This is a genomic window from Moraxella boevrei DSM 14165, from assembly GCF_000379845.1.
Taxonomy (GTDB): domain Bacteria; phylum Pseudomonadota; class Gammaproteobacteria; order Pseudomonadales; family Moraxellaceae; genus Faucicola; species Faucicola boevrei.
In genome coordinates this window covers 50,434-66,820 of the sequence record NZ_KB903775.1, presented here as the reverse complement: position 1 = coordinate 66,820, position 16,387 = coordinate 50,434, and the positions used below count along the sequence as shown (strand labels likewise).

The window sequence follows — 16,387 nt, the reverse complement described above, 5'->3', positions numbered from 1 at the left end:
GATTGGTTCACTTTACAAGTTAAAACAATCTTAATAATTATCATTTCTCTATCCCTTTTCGCTGACGATTATAGCTTGTTGGTCCCACCTGATCCCTTCCCGAACTCAGAAGTGAAACAACAATACGCCAATGATAGTGTGGTTCGCCCATGTGAAAGTAGGTCATCGTCAGCTCCCCCTATATCTACCCCCTTCAAATCTGAAGGGGGTTTCGTCTTTGGGGTGCTATAAACGAAACACAAATAAAAACATGGTAAAAACCATGTTCTGGAAAAAGGCATAATCATGATTACGGAATAAATCCTTGGTTTTATACAATAAAAAAAGCCATTCGATATTTGAATGGCTTTTTAAAATATGGTAGGCGTAAACGGACTCGAACCATCGACCCCCACCATGTCAAGGTGGTGCTCTAACCAACTGAGCTATACGCCTAAAAGTGCTGCTATTTTAACAAAGTTTGAAAAATTTGCAAGCACTTTTTTACATTGTTTAATTTTCAAGCTCAACTTTTTCAAACCGAGCGATACTCTCCACATGACCCGTATGACAAAACATATCCATCACGCCTGCGTGGGTGAGTTTGTAACCGTTCTCAATCAAAGCCTTGGTGTCACGAGCAAGGGTAATCGGATTGCAGGAAACATAGACAATGCGTTTGGCATTAAACTTTGGCAAGTACGCCATAACCTCCCACGCCCCACTTCTGGGTGGGTCAATCAAAAGTGCGTCCACTTGCCCCACCCATGCTTTACCCGAAAAATCTTGGGTCAAGTCCTGTGCAAAAAAGTCGGTTTGATTTAGCCCGTTTGCCTTGGCGTTCATTTTGGCACGTTCTGTCATTTCTATACTGCCTTCCACGCCAATCACAAAACCTGTGTCGCCTACCTGTCGTGCTAATGGCAAACTAAAATTTCCCAGTCCACAAAATAAATCTAGCACTCGCTCGCCTTGTTGTAACTCCAACAAATCACACGCAAGTTTAGTCATTTGGCGATTGACGGATAAATTTACCTGCGTAAAATCCAAGGGTGAAAATTCAAACGTTATATCAAACTCAGGCAAATGATAAAACAGTCCCCCTGTCGGTGGAGTGGTGAGACTTGTGGCACGTCCACCCATCTCATCAATGCGGTGAACAGTGTCGCTACCTTTTGGCTGTAAATACAATTGCCAATTTTCTTTAGCAAAAAAGCCTCGCAATTTCGCCAAATCATCATCGGATAATGGTGACATATGACGGACAATCACCGCCACCGATTTTTCGCTGTCATTAACGTGCGATAATTTTTCGCCCATCGCAACTTCAAGCTGTGGAATGTCATTTTTGGCATCAAGCGTGCTAATTAGTTGCTTTAATTCAGAAATTTTTGTGCCAATTCTTGGGTCAAGAATTTTACATTCATTTAAATCCGCCAAAAAATTGCTACTGCGTTCACGAAAGCCCACCAGTGCCGTGCCTTTTTTCTCAACAAAACGCACGCCCATGCGAGCCTTGGTGCGGTAACCTAAACGGTCGCCAACCAGTGGTTCTAACCAGTTTTCTGGTTGTACGCCTGCATGATGTTGTAGTAATTCGGCTAAAATTGATTGTTTAAAGTTAATCTGCCCATCTGCTTGCCAATGTTGCAAGCTACAACCGCCACAAGTGCTAAAATGCGGGCACGGCGGTGTTTGGCGTTCTGGGTGTGGATTTGCTAGAACTTGTATCGTATCGCCTTCTTCAAAACCTTTTTTGCTGTTGGTGATTTTAACCGATACAGTCTCATTTGGCAGGGTGAAACTTGCAAAGACTTTTTTGCCGTGTTTTTCGGTGATATGGCTGTCGTCTGTGCCATATACGGCTACGCCACGCCCATCGTGGGTAAGATTTGTGATGACAAATGGTAAGGGTGGTGCATCGGCTAGACGCTTACGAGTACGAGCGGTCGGTTTGCCTTTTGTGCTTGGGGTGGCGGTGAGTGTGGGTGTTTGGCTTGTGTTCATGGTTTTCTCAAATTTTCTTCAACATATAAAATTGCGTGCATGATACCCCAAATTTGCTTTTTTTAAAAGCCTGTTTGTCGGTTGGATTGGTGTTATACAGTGTTTTTGCCGATTTGTGATTGATTATCGTTTAATTTATATTTTTTAATGATTTATAAAATTGCCAAAACAGCATATAATAGCTATTTTTCTGTTAACCATTGATAAATATGAAAAAGAACGCATCGCAATTTAGCTCCGTGGAAAAAAAAGCCGTGTTTGGGTTGGGTTCAATTTTTGCCTTACGCATGTTAGGGCTGTTTATGATTGTGCCTGTTTTTGCCATTTATGGTGAACAGTATCAGCACGCCACGCCGTTTTTGATTGGGCTTGCTATTGGGGTGTATGGGTTAAGTCAGGCAATTTTCCAAATTCCGATGAGTGTGATAGCGGATAAATATCCGAGAAAACCGATAATTATCGCAGGTTTGTTATTGTTTGCGTTGGGTGGGGTAATTTGTGCATTGGCGAGTGATATTTATACACTGATTTTGGGGCGATTTGTTGCAGGCAGTGGGGCGGTGTCGGCGGTGGTTATGGCATTACTGGCGGACCTAACCACTGAGCAAAACCGTACCAAAGCCATGGCAACCATGGGCCTAACCATTGCCATGTCGGTGATGATAGCGTTTGGGCTTGGACCGATGTTAACACAACTGATTAATATCAATGGCTTATTTTGGTTAACCAGTATTTTGGCGGTGTTGGCAATGGCAATGTTGCTGATGGTGCCAAATCCAAAACGGATGTTAAAACATAACCTTAATTCACATTCATTGGCTGAGCAATTTCGCCAAATTTTAACCATGCCAAATTTAAATCGCTTACATTTGGCGATTTTTAGTTTACATTTGACCATGACGGCGATGTTTACGTTATTGCCAAAACAATTTATGCAAGTGCTAAATCTAGGTGTGGCACAGCAAGGTTATGTGTATTTACCGTTGTTATTGTTGGGTTTTATTGTCGCTGTACCATTGATTATCATTGCTGAAAAAAAACGTAAAATGCGTCAAATCTTTTTATTATCCTTATTATTATTGGTGTTAAGCTTAGCGATGATGGCGTATTTTGGGCAAACCAGCGCGGGGCTGATTGTGGGCTTAGCCGTTTATTTTATTGGCTTCAACAGTCTAGAAGCTACTATTCCGTCATGGATTTCCAAACAAGCTCCAGTCGCCAACAAAGCGACTGTCATGGGTATCAATTCATCGTGTCAATTTCTAGGTGCATTTGTCGGCGGTGCGTTGGGGGGTATCCTGCTTACCGAGCCAGTCACCTTTGCGTGGGTTGTGTTGGCAGGTGTGGCGTTGGTATCGTTTGGGCTGATTATGCCAATCGTTTCACCGCCGTATTTGACGAGCTTTACTGTTGCTTTGCCTGAACAAAATCACCAACAATTTTCTGATAATTTGCTAAATATCGACGGCATTGATGAAGTGGTGGTCATGGAAAAAGAAGGCATTGCCTACTTAAAACTAGACAAAAGTCAAATCACAGACGAAAAACAACAAAAAATTGCCCAAATTTTGGGAACATCATTCAACATTTGACCAAATAAAAAGATTAATATTTTTTACCGATTGAATATGAAAAAATCACTAGCCAAAATTGTACAAAAATAGTATAGTATTTGTGCGATTTTGCAAACTATCAACTTTTAAAAAATGTAAACGATAAAAAGCAACATTTTGAAAAACGAACAAGTATATTTGTAAATATTAGCAATTTTAAATTAAAAAACTTTTAAATAGTGTTAAAGGAAATTTTATGCGTGGTGTGAATAAAGTAATCATCGTGGGACGTTTGGGCAACGACCCAATCACTCGTCAATTTGCCAATGGTGGCAGTGTTACCAACATTTCGGTAGCAACTTCAGAACAATGGACAGACAAACAGACAGGCGAACGCCGTGAAGCAACTGAATGGCATCGCATCAGTTTTTTTGGTAAGTTGGCTGACATTGCTGGCAATTATCTCAAAAAAGGTAGTGCTGTCTATGTGGAAGGCAGTCTGCGTACTAACAAATATACCGACCAAAATGGTATCGAGCGTTACTCAACTGAAATTCGTGCCGAAACCTTGCAAATGTTAGACGGCAATCCAAACTACCAAAATAACAACAATGGCGGTTATAACAATAACAATTTTAACAGCCAAAACAACGGTGGTTTTAATAATAATTACAATAATAATGGCGGTAATCGTTATCCAAACAATTACCAAAACAATTATCAAAATAACTACCAAAATCAAGGGCAACCGAACCAAAATCAGCAAAGTCATTTGCAAAATCAAGGTTTTAGCAACCCTTATAACACCAATCAATCAGGCGGATTTAACAATACACCGTCTAACGCACTACAAGCCAACAATGCAAATGCTGGCTATGAAAGCAATAGCTTTATGCAAAATAATAGCAATAATACTGCATCTGCATCAGATAGCAAACCTGCAACGCCACCTGTGCCAAAAACTGAAGCCAGCGATGATGATATTCCATTTTAATTGCTGGCTGTTAATGCCAAAATTAAAAAGCGTTCTTCATGGACGCTTTTTTGCTATGTTTTGATTGTATTTTTTATTTTGTCAAAAGCAAAAATTTACAGTAGAATAGCGGATATCCTGTTAATAAATGACATCAATTTACTTCAGCGTTTGAAAATTACCATGACCCAAGAATTACTTATCAATATCAGTCCCACCGAAAGCCGAGTTGCCGTCCTAGAAGACAGCGTGCTAAGTGAGATTTATATTGAACGCCATAACAAACTTGGCAGTGTTGGCAACATTTATCTTGGGACCGTAGTGCGAGTGTTAGCGGGTATGCAGGCGTGTTTTGTGGATATTGGGCAGGCACGCACCGCCTTTTTGCACATTAACGATATGCAGTTTAATTTGTCAAAAACTGAGTTAAACGCCACGCCGACCACGCCAAAACCGATTGAACAGCGATTATACGAAGGGCAACGCATTTTGGTGCAAGTTATCAAAGACCCCCTTGGCAGTAAGGGAGCAAGGCTAACCACCGATATTTCGTTGCCGTCTCGTTATTTGGTCTATTTGCCGTTTAGTGAAAATATTGGCATTTCGCAACGCATTGACGGTGATGAGCGAGAACGCTTAAAACAGGATTTAAGTGAAATTTCACACCAAGTCAATCTACAAGGTGGATTAATCGCTCGTACCGCCACCGAAAACGTGCCACGCCACAAGCTAGAAGCCGACATTTATTATTTGTTGCAACTGTGGAAAACTGTACAAGCTCGCCGTTTACAAATTAATAAAAAACACAAATCAGCTTTAATTTATCAAGATTTAGCTCTGCCAACGCGTGCCATTCGGGATTTTATTGGTGAAAATACCGAACGTGTGTTGATTGATAATTCACAAGTATTTGATAATATTCAACAATTTGCCAAAGAGTTTGTACCGCAAATTTCCCCAAAATTACAATTACACCAAGGTGAAGCAGGATTATTTGACTTGTATCGGGTGGAAATTGAGCTAAAGAATGCCCTAAATCGCAGAGTGGACTTGCAATCGGGCGGTTATTTGATTATTGACCAAACCGAAGCCATGACCACGATTGATGTGAATACTGGCTCGTTTGTCAATGGTCGTTCACAAGAAGAAACGATTTATAAAACCAACCTTGAAGCCACCCACGCCATTGCTCGCCAACTGCGACTACGCAATTTGGGTGGGATTATTATCCTTGATTTTATTGACATGGCGGAGCAAGCTCACCGTGACGATGTATTAGAAAGTCTAAAACAACAGTTAAAAAATGATTATGCCAAAACCAGTTTAAGCGAATTTTCTAGTTTGGGCTTGATTGAAATGACCCGCAAACGCACGCGTGAAAGCCTACAACAACAGCTTTGCGAGCCGTGTCTGAGTTGTGGCGGTAAAGGTTTTGTCAAAAGCAGTGAAACCGTCTGTCTTGAGATTTTTCGGGAGTTGATGCGATTTGCAAGGTCGTATAATACACCGAAAAAATTCACTGTGGTGGCAAATAGTACGATTATTGACCTGTTAGAAACCAGCGAAGCCGACACTGTGGCGGAATTGGCGTATTTGCTAGGGCGGAAAATTGATTTGGCGAGTGATAATCGTTATAGTCAAGAGCAATATGATATTTTGTTGGACTAAAAAGTTTTTTTTGTAATTCTTTTTGTGGTATATTATCAGCCATAATAATATGTATTTAGGAGTACAAAGTGTCGATTCCAATTATCACACAAGGAGCAACGACTGACCATGGTGGTATTGTGGAAGAATGCTTTGAAACATTTACAATAGATGGAAAAAAAGTGCATTTAGATGGTATGAAACATTTTTGTCCTAAGTGTAATAAAGAGGTGTCTGCAATAGCATCTAATCATACTAAAACGATGATGGGTAGGGCATGGGTGCTTGAGGGTGATAAAGCGAGTTGTGGAGCAACATTTATTGCGAATCAAAGTATGGGGTTTGTAGGTAAAAGTAGTAAAGACTCTAGTCAAATTGATACTTCTGGATTAGGTAATAATCTTCTAGAAAATACTGAGAATCATGAATATGGTAATAAATTCCAAATTTTAGACAGATTAACGCAAACCCCTTTATCTAATGTAAAGTATAAATTGGTATATGATAGTAAAGAGATTTTAGGAACAACAGATGAGCAAGGATATACTAAATTTGTATCATCTTCTCAAGCTTCAGAGGTGGAGATATTTGTAATTTCAAATGATGAAGAGGTTGTATAAAAATGGTTCAGTAATCATGCGGTACGTTTAGAATTTTAAAAAAAGATGAGATTGATACGTGTATCCCAGTACAGGTAGATGTAAAACGCAGTCTAACTTCAGGTGAAGAAGCACTTGCTAGAAAAGTATTTAAAGATAGTATTGATTATAGCAAAGTTTATATACACAAAGATGAATACCTTTGGCTAGGTTTGCAACACAATGGAACTGCTATGACTCCCGAAGGAGAAATATATTTTCCAGATGAGGTTTACAAAGATGATTTTTCTAAATCGAATGCTAGCGATAGACATTTTTTTATTCATGAAATGGTACATGTTTGGCAGCATCAATTAAAATATCCTGTTAAAAAAAAAGGTCTATTGTTACATCCAATGTGTAAACTTAAAGGTTGTGATCCATATAATTACTCATTAAGCGAAGATAAAAAATTGTGTGATTATAATATGGAACAGCAAGGAGATATTATAGCTGATTATTTCGAATATTTTATAGATTCACCACGTGCAGGGGCTTTAAGCAAATCGGGACATAGCTATAGAAACTATACCTATCTATACTTAAAGGTTTTATCAGAATTTTTGAGGAGTCCAAAAAGTGCTAGTAATTTACCGAAATAATTTAATCTTAGTAAGCCTTTTTTTAGCTTCTTGTATGTCTAGTAATCCATCGCATAAACCAGCTATAAGCGGGGATATTATGGTTAAATTTAAAGAAAATAGTTTATGTTTTACACCCGATTTTAACAGTGCAACATTTAATAAAAAAGATTTATCCGTCAGTAATGCTTCTTTCGATTTGCAGAAGCTATCTAAACCTTCAGATGGTGCATTTAATGGATTTATATGGGAAGAACAAGTAGGCAGTCCTATCAAGTATGGCTTTGAGATTTGCATTAAAGATGCAGATTTCATGGAAAAACATAATAAATATATGGTTTGTATGAGAGGTTTAGATAAAAAGGTAAATCAAAATGTATCATTTTGTACAGAATTTTTGTACGGTGATAATCGTGATATAAAAAGTTTACGAAGAGTTTGAATTAGATTTTGCAGACTACTATTTTTTGCAAGAGCAAAACGAAGCAGAAATACTATCTTGTTTGGGAAAAATCTATGCAATTTTGTTCGATTGCTTATCAAAAAACATAGCTGGTAATCTTCTAATATCAACTTGTCAGGAGTTAGAGCCTGTATTCACAACTTTAGGCAATCAAAGTTTGTTGTGAAATTCATAGATAAAAGTTTGCTTTTGCATAAAAACTAGCTAAACCTTGCTTTCCTGCGTCAAAAACTTGCTTGATAGAATAATTATCAATCTGCGTTTTTTCCTTGAAAAGCTGGTGATTTATCGTATTTTTCATTGCAAAAATGTTATGAATACAGGTTCTAAGTTTAAAAATCAGTTTTTGATAAAAAACTTCCAAAGTTGTATATTAACAGTATTTTGTTTGCTAATATTTGAATAATATAGTGCGATTGCACGCTGATTTAACAAATAGTATTGACACTCTAAAAAAAATCTGTATAATACGTACCAATTAACTTATTGCAGGGCGTGTTTGATAAAAACACAAAAAAATTATAAGTTTTTATAAATTTTTTCTATGAAAACCCTATAAAAAGAAGCCCTTTAATACAGTCGCTCCATTGTTTGCGACATCCAAACTAAAAAGTACAGTTTCATAACCAAATATTGGTAAGATGAAGCTGAAATTTTTTTGTTTAAAAATGCAAGTAAGTGCTTTTATTGTATAACAACATATCAACACCCAACGCATACAATTAACCCTATATCTATAACCCATATTTTAGGAGCTTACTGGCATGGCTAACCAGAAAATCCGTATCAGACTAAAATCTTTTGACCATCGTCTGATTGACCAATCAGCTCAAGAGATTGTTGATACCGCAAAACGTACAGGTGCTCAGGTGCGTGGTCCAGTACCGCTACCAACCCGCATTGAACGTTTCAATATTTTGACTTCACCACACGTCAACAAAGACGCACGTGACCAATACGAAATTCGCACATTTAAACGTATGGTAGACATCGTTCAGCCAACTGACAAAACAGTCGATGCACTGATGAAGTTAGACTTGGCGGCGGGTGTTGATGTACAAATCGCATTAGGCTAACCCCAATAGGGTAACAAACCTATATTGAACAACAGTAAAAAATAAGAGGTTAACAACATGGCGATCGGTTTAGTCGGAAAAAAATGCGGCATGACTCGTATCTTCACAGAAGCAGGCGTATCAATCCCTGTCACTGTTGTTGAAGTTGCTGCCAACCGCATCTCTCAAATTAAAACCAATGAAACAGATGGTTACCAAGCAATCCAAGTAACCACGGGTGTTCGTCGTGATTCTCGTGTTAATGCTGCCCAAAAAGGTCACTTTGCCAAAGCTGGCGTAAGTGCAGGTCGTGGCACATGGGAATTCCGTGTCGAAGAAAGTGAACTTGAAGGTCGTGAAGCAGGTAGCGAAATCCTTGCGGATTTATTCCAAGTAGGTCAAATCGTTGACGTAACTGGACAATCAAAAGGTAAAGGTTTCCAAGGTGGCGTAAAGCGTCATAACTTCCGTACCCAAGACGCAACTCACGGTAACTCAGTATCTCACCGTGTACTAGGTTCTACTGGTCAAAACCAAACTCCAGGTCGTGTATTCAAAGGTAAAAAAATGCCTGGTCAAATGGGTAACAAACGTGTTACCGTACAAGGCTTAGAAATCATTTCAGTAGATGCCGAAAAAGGTATCCTAGTAATTAAAGGCGCGATTCCTGGTGCCAATGGTGGCGACGTTATCGTACGTCCATCAGTTAAAGCTTAATCAAGGGGATTAACGTGAATCTAAATACAGTAACAGGTTCGGCGGTTGAGCTATCAGACGTAGCATTTGGTCGTGAATTTAACGAAGCCCTAGTGCATCAAGTCGTTACAGCTTATCTTGCTGGTGGTCGCCAAGGTACTCGTGCCCAAAAAACGCGTGGCGAAGTATCTGGTGGTGGTAAAAAACCATGGCGTCAAAAAGGCACAGGTCGTGCCCGTGCAGGTTCAATCCGTAGCCCAATCTGGGTTGGTGGTGGACGTGCATTTGCTGCCAAACCACAAGACTGGTCTCAAAAAGTCAACAAGAAAATGTATCGTGGTGCAATGCAATGTATCCTAGCTGAATTAGTACGTCAAGAACGCCTAATTTTGGTAGATAACATTAGCGTATCAGCACCAAAAACTAAAGAATTAATTGCAAAGCTAGCAGAATTAAATGCACCAAAAGCATTAATCGTTACCAACGAAGTTGACGAAAATTTATTCCTAGCTGCTCGTAACATTCCACACGTCAACGTATTAGGTAGTCAAGAAATTGATCCAGTTAGCCTAATCGCATTTGACAAAGTCATCATGTCTGTCGCAGCCGCCAAAGAAATTGAGGGAGTGTTAGCATGAATAACGCAAGACTGTATCAGGTACTAAAAGCACCTGTATTTTCAGAAAAATCTCAAATCTTGGGCGATACTCTAGGTGTGCAAGTTTTTAAAGTTGACACCAACGCAACAAAACGTGAGATTAAAAAAGCAGTAGAATTAATGTTTGACGGTGTTGAAGTGGTTAAAGTCAACACTTTGAATGTTAAAGGTAAGACAAAGCGATTTGGTCGCACGGTAGGTCGTCGTCAAGACTACAAGAAAGCCTATGTGACCTTAAAAGCTGGTCAAGATGTACAAGTAGCCGATGTAGCAGAACAACCTGCTGCTGATAACGAATAAGGATTAAACAATGCCTATCGTAAAAGCAAAACCGACATCACCAGGTCGCCGATTTGTCGAGAAAGTGGTGCATCCACACCTTCATAAAGGTCGTCCTTATGCAGCATTGGTCGAGTCAAAAGGCAAAACTGGTGGTCGTAATAACAACGGTCGTATTACCACTCGTCATGTTGGTGGTGGTCATAAACAACACTACCGTTTAGTTGACTTTAAACGTAACAAAGACAATATCCCAGCTGTTGTGGAGCGTATTGAGTACGACCCAAACCGTACCGCACATATTGCCCTATTAAAATATGCAGATGGTGAACGTTGTTATATCATTGCACCAAAGAAACTACAACAAGGTGACACTGTAATTTCAGGTGAAACTGCACCAATTCGTCCAGGTAACTGCTTACCACTTCGTAGTATTCCAGTAGGTACCGTAATTCATAACATTGAATTAAAGATTGGTAAAGGTGCTCAAATTGCACGTTCAGCAGGTGCTGCTGTTCAGTTACTAGGTCGTGATGGTATTTATGCAATTGTTCGTTTACGTTCAGGTGAAACACGTCGTATCCACATCAACTGCCGTGCAGTGATTGGTGAAGTGTCAAATACTGAAAACAACCTAAAATCACTTGGTAAAGCGGGCGCAAATCGTTGGCGTGGTGTACGTCCAACCGTTCGTGGTACTGCGATGAACCCAGTTGACCACCCGCATGGTGGTGGTGAAGGTCGTAACTTCGGTAAACACCCAACTAGCCCATGGGGTCAAAAGGCCAAAGGTCTTAAAACTCGCTCTAATAAGCGTACTGACAACATGATTATTCGTCGCCGTCGCGTCAATAAGAAATAAGGAATAATTTCATGCCTCGTTCATTGAAAAAAGGTCCATTCATCGATGCGCACTTATTTGCCAAAGTTGAACAAGCGTTAGAAACTAACTCTCGCAAACCAATCAAAACTTGGTCACGCCGTTCGATGATTCTTCCACAAATGGTTGGCTTAACCATTTCAGTTCATAATGGCCGTACTCACGTACCCGTTATTGTTAACGAACAAATGGTAGGTCATAAACTTGGTGAATTTGCCCCAACCCGTACATATCGTGGTCACGGCATTGATAAGAAATCTAAAAAATAAGGTGCTAACTATGGAAGTAACTGCAAAATTACGCGGTGCCGCCATTTCGGCACAAAAAGTACGTTTAGTTGCTGACGAAATTCGTGGCAAAAGCATAGAACGTGCATTAGACATTCTTACCTTTAGCAACAAAAAAGCAGCTAAATTGGTAAAAAAATGCTTAGAATCAGCCATTGCAAACGCTGAACATAATAATGGTTTAGACATTGACACCTTGCGTGTATCTACCATTTATGTTGATGAAGGTATCACACTAAAACGTATCATGCCACGTGCCAAAGGTCGTGCTGACCGTATTAGTAAGCGTACTTGTCACATCACAGTTAAGGTAGGGGTATAATATGGGACAAAAAGTTCATCCAATTGGCATCCGCCTTGGTGTTATTCGTAAAGCGAACGCCAACTGGTATGCAGATCCAAAAAAATATTCTGAATACCTAATCAACGACTTGCAAGTGCGTAAATTTATTGAAAAAAAGCTAAACAACCGTGATACAGGCAAAGAAAAAGCTGTTAACGCAATGATTAGCAACATTAATATTGAACGTTCAAGTGGTACAGCAAAAATCACAATTTCAGCAGCTCGTCCTGGTGTTATTATCGGTAAAAGTGGTGCAGATATCGAAACACTACAAAAAGAGTTGACCAAATTGATGGGCGTACCGGCACAAGTCAACATTGAAGAAATCACACAACCTGATTTAGATGCTCGCCTTGTTGCAGATGGTATTGCAAGCCAACTAGAACGTCGTGTCATGTTCCGTCGTGCCATGAAACGTGCTGTACAAAACAGCATGAAAGCAGGTGCAGAAGGTATCAAAGTTGAACTTTCTGGACGTTTAGGTGGTGCAGAGATTGCCCGTTCTGAATGGTATCGTGAAGGCCGTGTGCCATTGCATACCCTACGTGCTGACATTGACTATGCTAACGTACGTGCAGAAACCACATACGGTACTATCGGTGTTAAAGTATGGATTTTCCGTGGTGAAATCCTAGACGGCATGAACCGCATTTATAATCCTGTAAAAGAAGACAAACAACCACGCGGACAAAAACAACGTCGCACACGTGGTAGTAACCGTCCAGCCAAAGACAGAGGTTAATAAGATATGTTACAACCAAAACGTACCAAGTTTCGTAAAGTACATAAAGGACGTAATACGGGGTTAGCTCACCGTGGTAGTAGCGTATCTTTTGGTACTATCGGACTTAAATCAATTGAACGTGGTCGTATGACAGCACGTCAAATTGAAGCCGCTCGCCGTACTATTTCTCGTCGAATCAAACGTGGTGGTAAAATCTGGATTCGTGTATTTCCAGACAAACCGATTACCGAAAAACCACTAGAAGTTCGTATGGGTAAAGGTAAAGGGCCAGTAGAATACTGGGTATGCGAAATCAAACCAGGCAAAATGCTATACGAAATTGAAGGGGTTTCAGACGAACTAGCGACTGAAGCACTAACCCTTGCTTCTGCAAAATTGCCTTTCAAAACCACCATTGTTAAACGGACGATTATGTAATGAAGATCAGTGAATTACGTGAAAAATCAGTAGAAGAGCTGACCCAATTACTAGACGAAAAGCAAGTAGAAGCATTTCGTCTTCGTATGGCAAAAGCTACTGGTCAGTTAGGCAACACCCATGAGATTAAAGGCAATCGTCGTACTATTGCCCAAATCAAGACTCTTATCACTGAAAAACAAGGGGCCTAATCATGAGTGAGCAAAACACCAACCAAGAAATTGGCACAGTAACTGGTAAAGTTATCAGTGACAAGATGGACAAAACTATCACCGTATTAGTTGAACGTCGTATCCGCCACGCCAAATATGGCAAAATGATTCGTCGCTCAACCAAATTACATGCCCATGATGAAAATAACAGCTGTGGGATCGGCGATACCGTCCGTATTAAAGAAACACGTCCACTATCAAAAACCAAAACTTGGGTGCTAGTGGATATTGTAGAAAAAGCAGTTAATATCTAATTAACTAAAAATAACTAGTAATAATTGCAAAGCAAGTCAAATAGTGCTACAATACGCCACCTAAAAAATGGCTTATTGTGGCAAGACTTGTTTTGCCAATTTATGGAGTAACGCGATGATTCAGACTGAAACAATGCTGGAAGTTGCAGACAACAGTGGTGCAAAACGAGTACAGTGCATTAAAGTACTGGGTGGCTCTCATCGTCGTTATGCATCAGTAGGCGACATCATTAAAGTGACTGTGAAAGAAGCAATTCCACGTGGTCGTGTAAAAAAAGGTGATGTAATGAACGCAGTGGTTGTACGTACGAAATTTGGTGTACGTCGCCCAGACGGTTCAGTACTACGTTTTGACGACAATGCAGCGGTGTTGTTAAACAATAACAAAGCACCAATTGCAACACGTATTTTTGGACCAGTAACTCGTGAACTGCGTGGCGAACAATTTATGAAAATTGTTTCATTAGCCCCAGAAGTACTATGAGGTAAAAAATGGCAAAATTACGCAAAGGTGACCAAGTAATTGTAATTGCAGGCAAAGACAAAGGCAAGCAAGGTACTATCTTGGCATTAAAAGAAGACCGTGTAAAAGTTGAAGGTATCAACATTGTTAAGAAGCACCAAAAACCAAATCAAATGACTGGTAAAGCAGGTGGTATTGTTGAACAAGAAGCATTTTTACATATTTCAAACGTTGCAATTTTTAACGCAACAACCCAAAAGGCAGATCGTATTTCTTACCAAGTGAACGCAGAAGGCAAAAAACAACGTGTTTATCGTTCATCAGGTGAAGTAGTGGCGACTGCATAACCATCTAAGGGTATTGGTAATGGCTAGACTTAAAACACAATATAACGAACAACTTAAGCAACAACTACAAAAAGAGTTAGGCTTAACCAACGTTATGGAAATTCCAAAAATCACCAAAATCACTCTAAATATGGGTGTTGGTGCCGCAGCTCAAGACAAAAAAGTACTTGAAGGTGCATTGGCTGATATGACTGCAATTGCAGGTCAAAAACCAGTTGTAACAAAAGCTCGTAAATCTGTTGCAGGCTTTAAAATCCGTGAAGAATGGCCAATTGGCTGTAAAGTAACCTTACGTGGCGAACAAATGTACGAATTTTTGGATCGCTTAATCGCAATCGCAATTCCACGTATTCGTGACTTCCGCGGTTTTTCTGATAAAGCGTTCGATGGTCGTGGTAACTACTCACTAGGTATCAAAGAGCAAATCGTCTTCCCTGAAGTAGATTTTGATAAAATTGACCGTATTCGTGGTTTAGATATCACCATTACCACTACTGCAAAAACTGATGAACAAGGTCGTGCATTGCTTAAAGCATTCGGCTTTCCGTTTAAAGGCTAAACAGCAAGGATAAAGCAATATGGCAAAGAAAAGTATGATTAATCGTGAATACAAACGCGAAGCGACTGTTGCTAAATATGCTGAGAAGCGTGCCAAGCTTAAAGCAATTATCAGCGACATCAAAGCGACTGATGAAGAACGTATGGATGCAATGCTTGCACTTCAAGCATTACCACGTAACGCTTCACCAGTACGTTTACGTAACCGTTGTGCCTTAACAGGTCGTCCACATGGTTACTTCCGTAAATTTGGTCTTTCACGTAACATGATTCGTGAAAAAGTAATGCAAGGTGATGTACCTGGCGTTCGTAAAGCAAGCTGGTAAGAGGATACAATATGAGTATGCAAGACACCGTAGCTGATATGCTAACCCGTATCCGTAACGCACAAATGGCAGAAAAAGCATCTGTTATAATGCCAAGCTCAAAATTACGCAAATCAATTGCTGATTTGTTAGTTAACGAAGGCTATGTTGCTTCTGCAAGTGTGGAAGAAGTTACAAAAGGTAAGTCTGAATTAACAATTGAATTAAAATATTTTGAAGGTAAACCAGTGATCGAAACGATTAAGCGTTACAGTCGTCCTGGTTTACGTCAATACCGTGGTAAAGATGAACTTCCAAGCGTTAAGCAAGGTCTTGGTGTAGCTATCATTTCTACTAACAAAGGCATTATGAGTGACCGTGAAGCTCGTAAAGCTGGATTAGGTGGCGAAGTTATTGCTTTTGTTGCTTAATCAATGATTTCTTCCGAACAGACAGCGATTTTTTGCGTGTCTGTTCATTTTTTATTAACTTTTATAGGAATTACCGTATGTCTCGTGTGGCTAAAGCCCCTGTAACACTACCAACTGGTACAAGTGTTGCGTTGAACGGTCAGCAGGTTGAAGTTAAAGGTAGCAAAGGTTCTTTGTCTTTACGCCTGCATGATTTGGTCGAGCTAAAACAAGAAGAAAATGTCATTACGCTTTCTCCTGTTAAAGACAGCAAAGAAGCGTGGATGCATACTGGCACAACCCGTGCATTGTTAAATAACATGGTAAAAGGCGTTTCTGAAGGTTTTGAACGTCGTTTGCAATTGATTGGTGTTGGTTACAAAGCTGCTGTTGCAGGTAATAAAGTTAACCTAAACTTAGGTTACTCACACCCAATTGAATACACTTTGCCAGAAGGTGTCACTGCTGAAACGCCATCAGCAACTGAGATTGTTCTAAAGTCTACCGATAAGCAAAAGCTAGGTCAAGCAGCCGCTAACATTCGTGGCTATCGCCCACCTGAGCCTTATAAAGGTAAAGGCGTTCGTTATAGCGATGAGTATGTCGCTCGTAAAGAAGCTAAGAAAAAATAAGGTGA

Annotated in this window: 24 protein-coding genes, 1 tRNA gene and 1 rRNA gene; 24 read left to right on the top strand and 2 right to left on the bottom strand. The window is 39.9% G+C overall.

Annotation, left to right across the window (positions count from 1 at the left end):
• Positions 1–60: 60 nt before the first annotated feature.
• Positions 61–174 (top strand): 5S ribosomal RNA (rrf, locus tag A3G3_RS0103840).
• A gap of 184 nt (positions 175–358) precedes the next feature.
• On the opposite strand, the gene A3G3_RS0103835 is transcribed toward rrf, so the two are convergent.
• Both A3G3_RS0103835 and rlmD read right to left on the bottom strand, forming a co-directional pair.
• A tRNA-Val gene (locus tag A3G3_RS0103835) sits at positions 359–435 on the bottom strand.
• Positions 436–492: 57 nt separating this feature from the next.
• Positions 493–1,986 (bottom strand): 23S rRNA (uracil(1939)-C(5))-methyltransferase RlmD, encoded by a 1,494-nt coding sequence (gene rlmD / locus A3G3_RS0103830; protein WP_019519223.1) that lies wholly within the window; start codon positions 1,984–1,986, stop codon positions 493–495.
• Positions 1,987–2,195: 209 nt separating this feature from the next.
• Here rlmD and A3G3_RS0103825 point away from each other — a divergent pair, with 209 nt between their 5' ends.
• The 23 genes from A3G3_RS0103825 to rplF all read left to right on the top strand — a co-directional run bounded on the left by A3G3_RS0103825 (position 2,196) and on the right by rplF (position 16,382).
• Positions 2,196–3,578 carry an MFS transporter gene (locus A3G3_RS0103825; RefSeq protein ID WP_019519222.1) on the top strand — a complete coding sequence of 461 codons (1,383 nt, stop codon included), beginning with the start codon at positions 2,196–2,198 and terminating at the stop codon, positions 3,576–3,578.
• 217 nt (positions 3,579–3,795) lie between these two features.
• Positions 3,796–4,533, top strand: coding sequence for a single-stranded DNA-binding protein (ssb, locus tag A3G3_RS0103820; RefSeq protein WP_019519221.1), 738 nt, complete (start codon positions 3,796–3,798; stop codon positions 4,531–4,533).
• Positions 4,534–4,695: 162 nt separating this feature from the next.
• Complete coding sequence (gene rng, locus A3G3_RS0103815; protein WP_026212833.1) at positions 4,696–6,180, top strand: ribonuclease G; 1,485 nt, start codon at positions 4,696–4,698, stop codon at positions 6,178–6,180.
• A gap of 68 nt (positions 6,181–6,248) precedes the next feature.
• Positions 6,249–6,779 (top strand): PAAR domain-containing protein, encoded by a 531-nt coding sequence (locus A3G3_RS14215; protein ID WP_019519219.1) that lies wholly within the window; start codon positions 6,249–6,251, stop codon positions 6,777–6,779.
• Between the two features lie 212 nt (positions 6,780–6,991).
• Positions 6,992–7,399, top strand: coding sequence for a hypothetical protein (locus A3G3_RS0103805; protein ID WP_019519218.1), 408 nt, complete (start codon positions 6,992–6,994; stop codon positions 7,397–7,399).
• Positions 7,400–7,433: 34 nt separating this feature from the next.
• The gene (locus tag A3G3_RS0103800) at positions 7,434–7,820 is read left to right on the top strand and encodes a hypothetical protein (RefSeq protein WP_019519217.1); all 387 of its coding nucleotides are present in this window, start codon (positions 7,434–7,436) and stop codon (positions 7,818–7,820) included.
• Between the two features lie 785 nt (positions 7,821–8,605).
• Positions 8,606–8,917: a 30S ribosomal protein S10 gene (rpsJ, locus tag A3G3_RS0103790; RefSeq protein ID WP_007115544.1), complete on the top strand. Its 312-nt coding sequence runs from the start codon at positions 8,606–8,608 to the stop codon at positions 8,915–8,917.
• 57 nt (positions 8,918–8,974) lie between these two features.
• Positions 8,975–9,613, top strand: coding sequence for a 50S ribosomal protein L3 (gene rplC / locus A3G3_RS0103785; protein WP_019519215.1), 639 nt, complete (start codon positions 8,975–8,977; stop codon positions 9,611–9,613).
• Positions 9,614–9,627: 14 nt separating this feature from the next.
• Complete coding sequence (gene rplD / locus A3G3_RS0103780; protein WP_019519214.1) at positions 9,628–10,230, top strand: 50S ribosomal protein L4; 603 nt, start codon at positions 9,628–9,630, stop codon at positions 10,228–10,230.
• Complete coding sequence (rplW, locus tag A3G3_RS0103775; protein WP_019519213.1) at positions 10,227–10,550, top strand: 50S ribosomal protein L23; 324 nt, start codon at positions 10,227–10,229, stop codon at positions 10,548–10,550. Before rplD ends, rplW begins: the two co-directional genes overlap by 4 nt.
• A gap of 10 nt (positions 10,551–10,560) precedes the next feature.
• Positions 10,561–11,391 (top strand): 50S ribosomal protein L2, encoded by an 831-nt coding sequence (gene rplB, locus A3G3_RS0103770; RefSeq protein ID WP_019519212.1) that lies wholly within the window; start codon positions 10,561–10,563, stop codon positions 11,389–11,391.
• Between the two features lie 11 nt (positions 11,392–11,402).
• Positions 11,403–11,678: a 30S ribosomal protein S19 gene (gene rpsS / locus A3G3_RS0103765; protein ID WP_019519211.1), complete on the top strand. Its 276-nt coding sequence runs from the start codon at positions 11,403–11,405 to the stop codon at positions 11,676–11,678.
• A 10-nt stretch (positions 11,679–11,688) separates the two neighbouring features.
• Positions 11,689–12,018: a 50S ribosomal protein L22 gene (rplV, locus tag A3G3_RS0103760; RefSeq protein ID WP_019519210.1), complete on the top strand. Its 330-nt coding sequence runs from the start codon at positions 11,689–11,691 to the stop codon at positions 12,016–12,018.
• Between the two features lies 1 nt (position 12,019).
• Positions 12,020–12,781: a 30S ribosomal protein S3 gene (gene rpsC, locus A3G3_RS0103755; RefSeq protein WP_019519209.1), complete on the top strand. Its 762-nt coding sequence runs from the start codon at positions 12,020–12,022 to the stop codon at positions 12,779–12,781.
• A 6-nt stretch (positions 12,782–12,787) separates the two neighbouring features.
• Complete coding sequence (gene rplP, locus A3G3_RS0103750) at positions 12,788–13,201, top strand: 50S ribosomal protein L16 (RefSeq protein WP_009767224.1); 414 nt, start codon at positions 12,788–12,790, stop codon at positions 13,199–13,201.
• Entirely contained in the window at positions 13,201–13,392 is a 192-nt protein-coding gene (gene rpmC / locus A3G3_RS0103745) for a 50S ribosomal protein L29 (RefSeq protein WP_009767225.1), read from the top strand. The genes rplP and rpmC overlap by 1 nt, the downstream gene beginning before the upstream one ends.
• A 2-nt stretch (positions 13,393–13,394) precedes the next feature.
• Positions 13,395–13,667, top strand: a complete 273-nt coding sequence (gene rpsQ / locus A3G3_RS0103740; protein ID WP_019519208.1) for a 30S ribosomal protein S17 — start codon at positions 13,395–13,397, stop codon at positions 13,665–13,667.
• Between the two features lie 115 nt (positions 13,668–13,782).
• Positions 13,783–14,151 carry a 50S ribosomal protein L14 gene (gene rplN / locus A3G3_RS0103735; protein WP_019519207.1) on the top strand — a complete coding sequence of 123 codons (369 nt, stop codon included), beginning with the start codon at positions 13,783–13,785 and terminating at the stop codon, positions 14,149–14,151.
• Between the two features lie 8 nt (positions 14,152–14,159).
• Entirely contained in the window at positions 14,160–14,477 is a 318-nt protein-coding gene (gene rplX / locus A3G3_RS0103730; protein ID WP_019519206.1) for a 50S ribosomal protein L24, read from the top strand.
• Positions 14,478–14,496: 19 nt separating this feature from the next.
• Positions 14,497–15,036 (top strand): 50S ribosomal protein L5, encoded by a 540-nt coding sequence (gene rplE / locus A3G3_RS0103725; RefSeq protein ID WP_019519205.1) that lies wholly within the window; start codon positions 14,497–14,499, stop codon positions 15,034–15,036.
• Positions 15,037–15,055: 19 nt separating this feature from the next.
• Positions 15,056–15,361 (top strand): 30S ribosomal protein S14, encoded by a 306-nt coding sequence (rpsN, locus tag A3G3_RS0103720; RefSeq protein ID WP_019519204.1) that lies wholly within the window; start codon positions 15,056–15,058, stop codon positions 15,359–15,361.
• Positions 15,362–15,372: 11 nt separating this feature from the next.
• Positions 15,373–15,771: a 30S ribosomal protein S8 gene (rpsH, locus tag A3G3_RS0103715; RefSeq protein ID WP_019519203.1), complete on the top strand. Its 399-nt coding sequence runs from the start codon at positions 15,373–15,375 to the stop codon at positions 15,769–15,771.
• A 77-nt stretch (positions 15,772–15,848) separates the two neighbouring features.
• A complete protein-coding gene (gene rplF / locus A3G3_RS0103710) occupies positions 15,849–16,382 on the top strand; it encodes a 50S ribosomal protein L6 (protein WP_019519202.1) in 534 nt (177 codons plus the stop codon).
• The last annotated feature ends 5 nt before the right edge of the window (positions 16,383–16,387 follow it).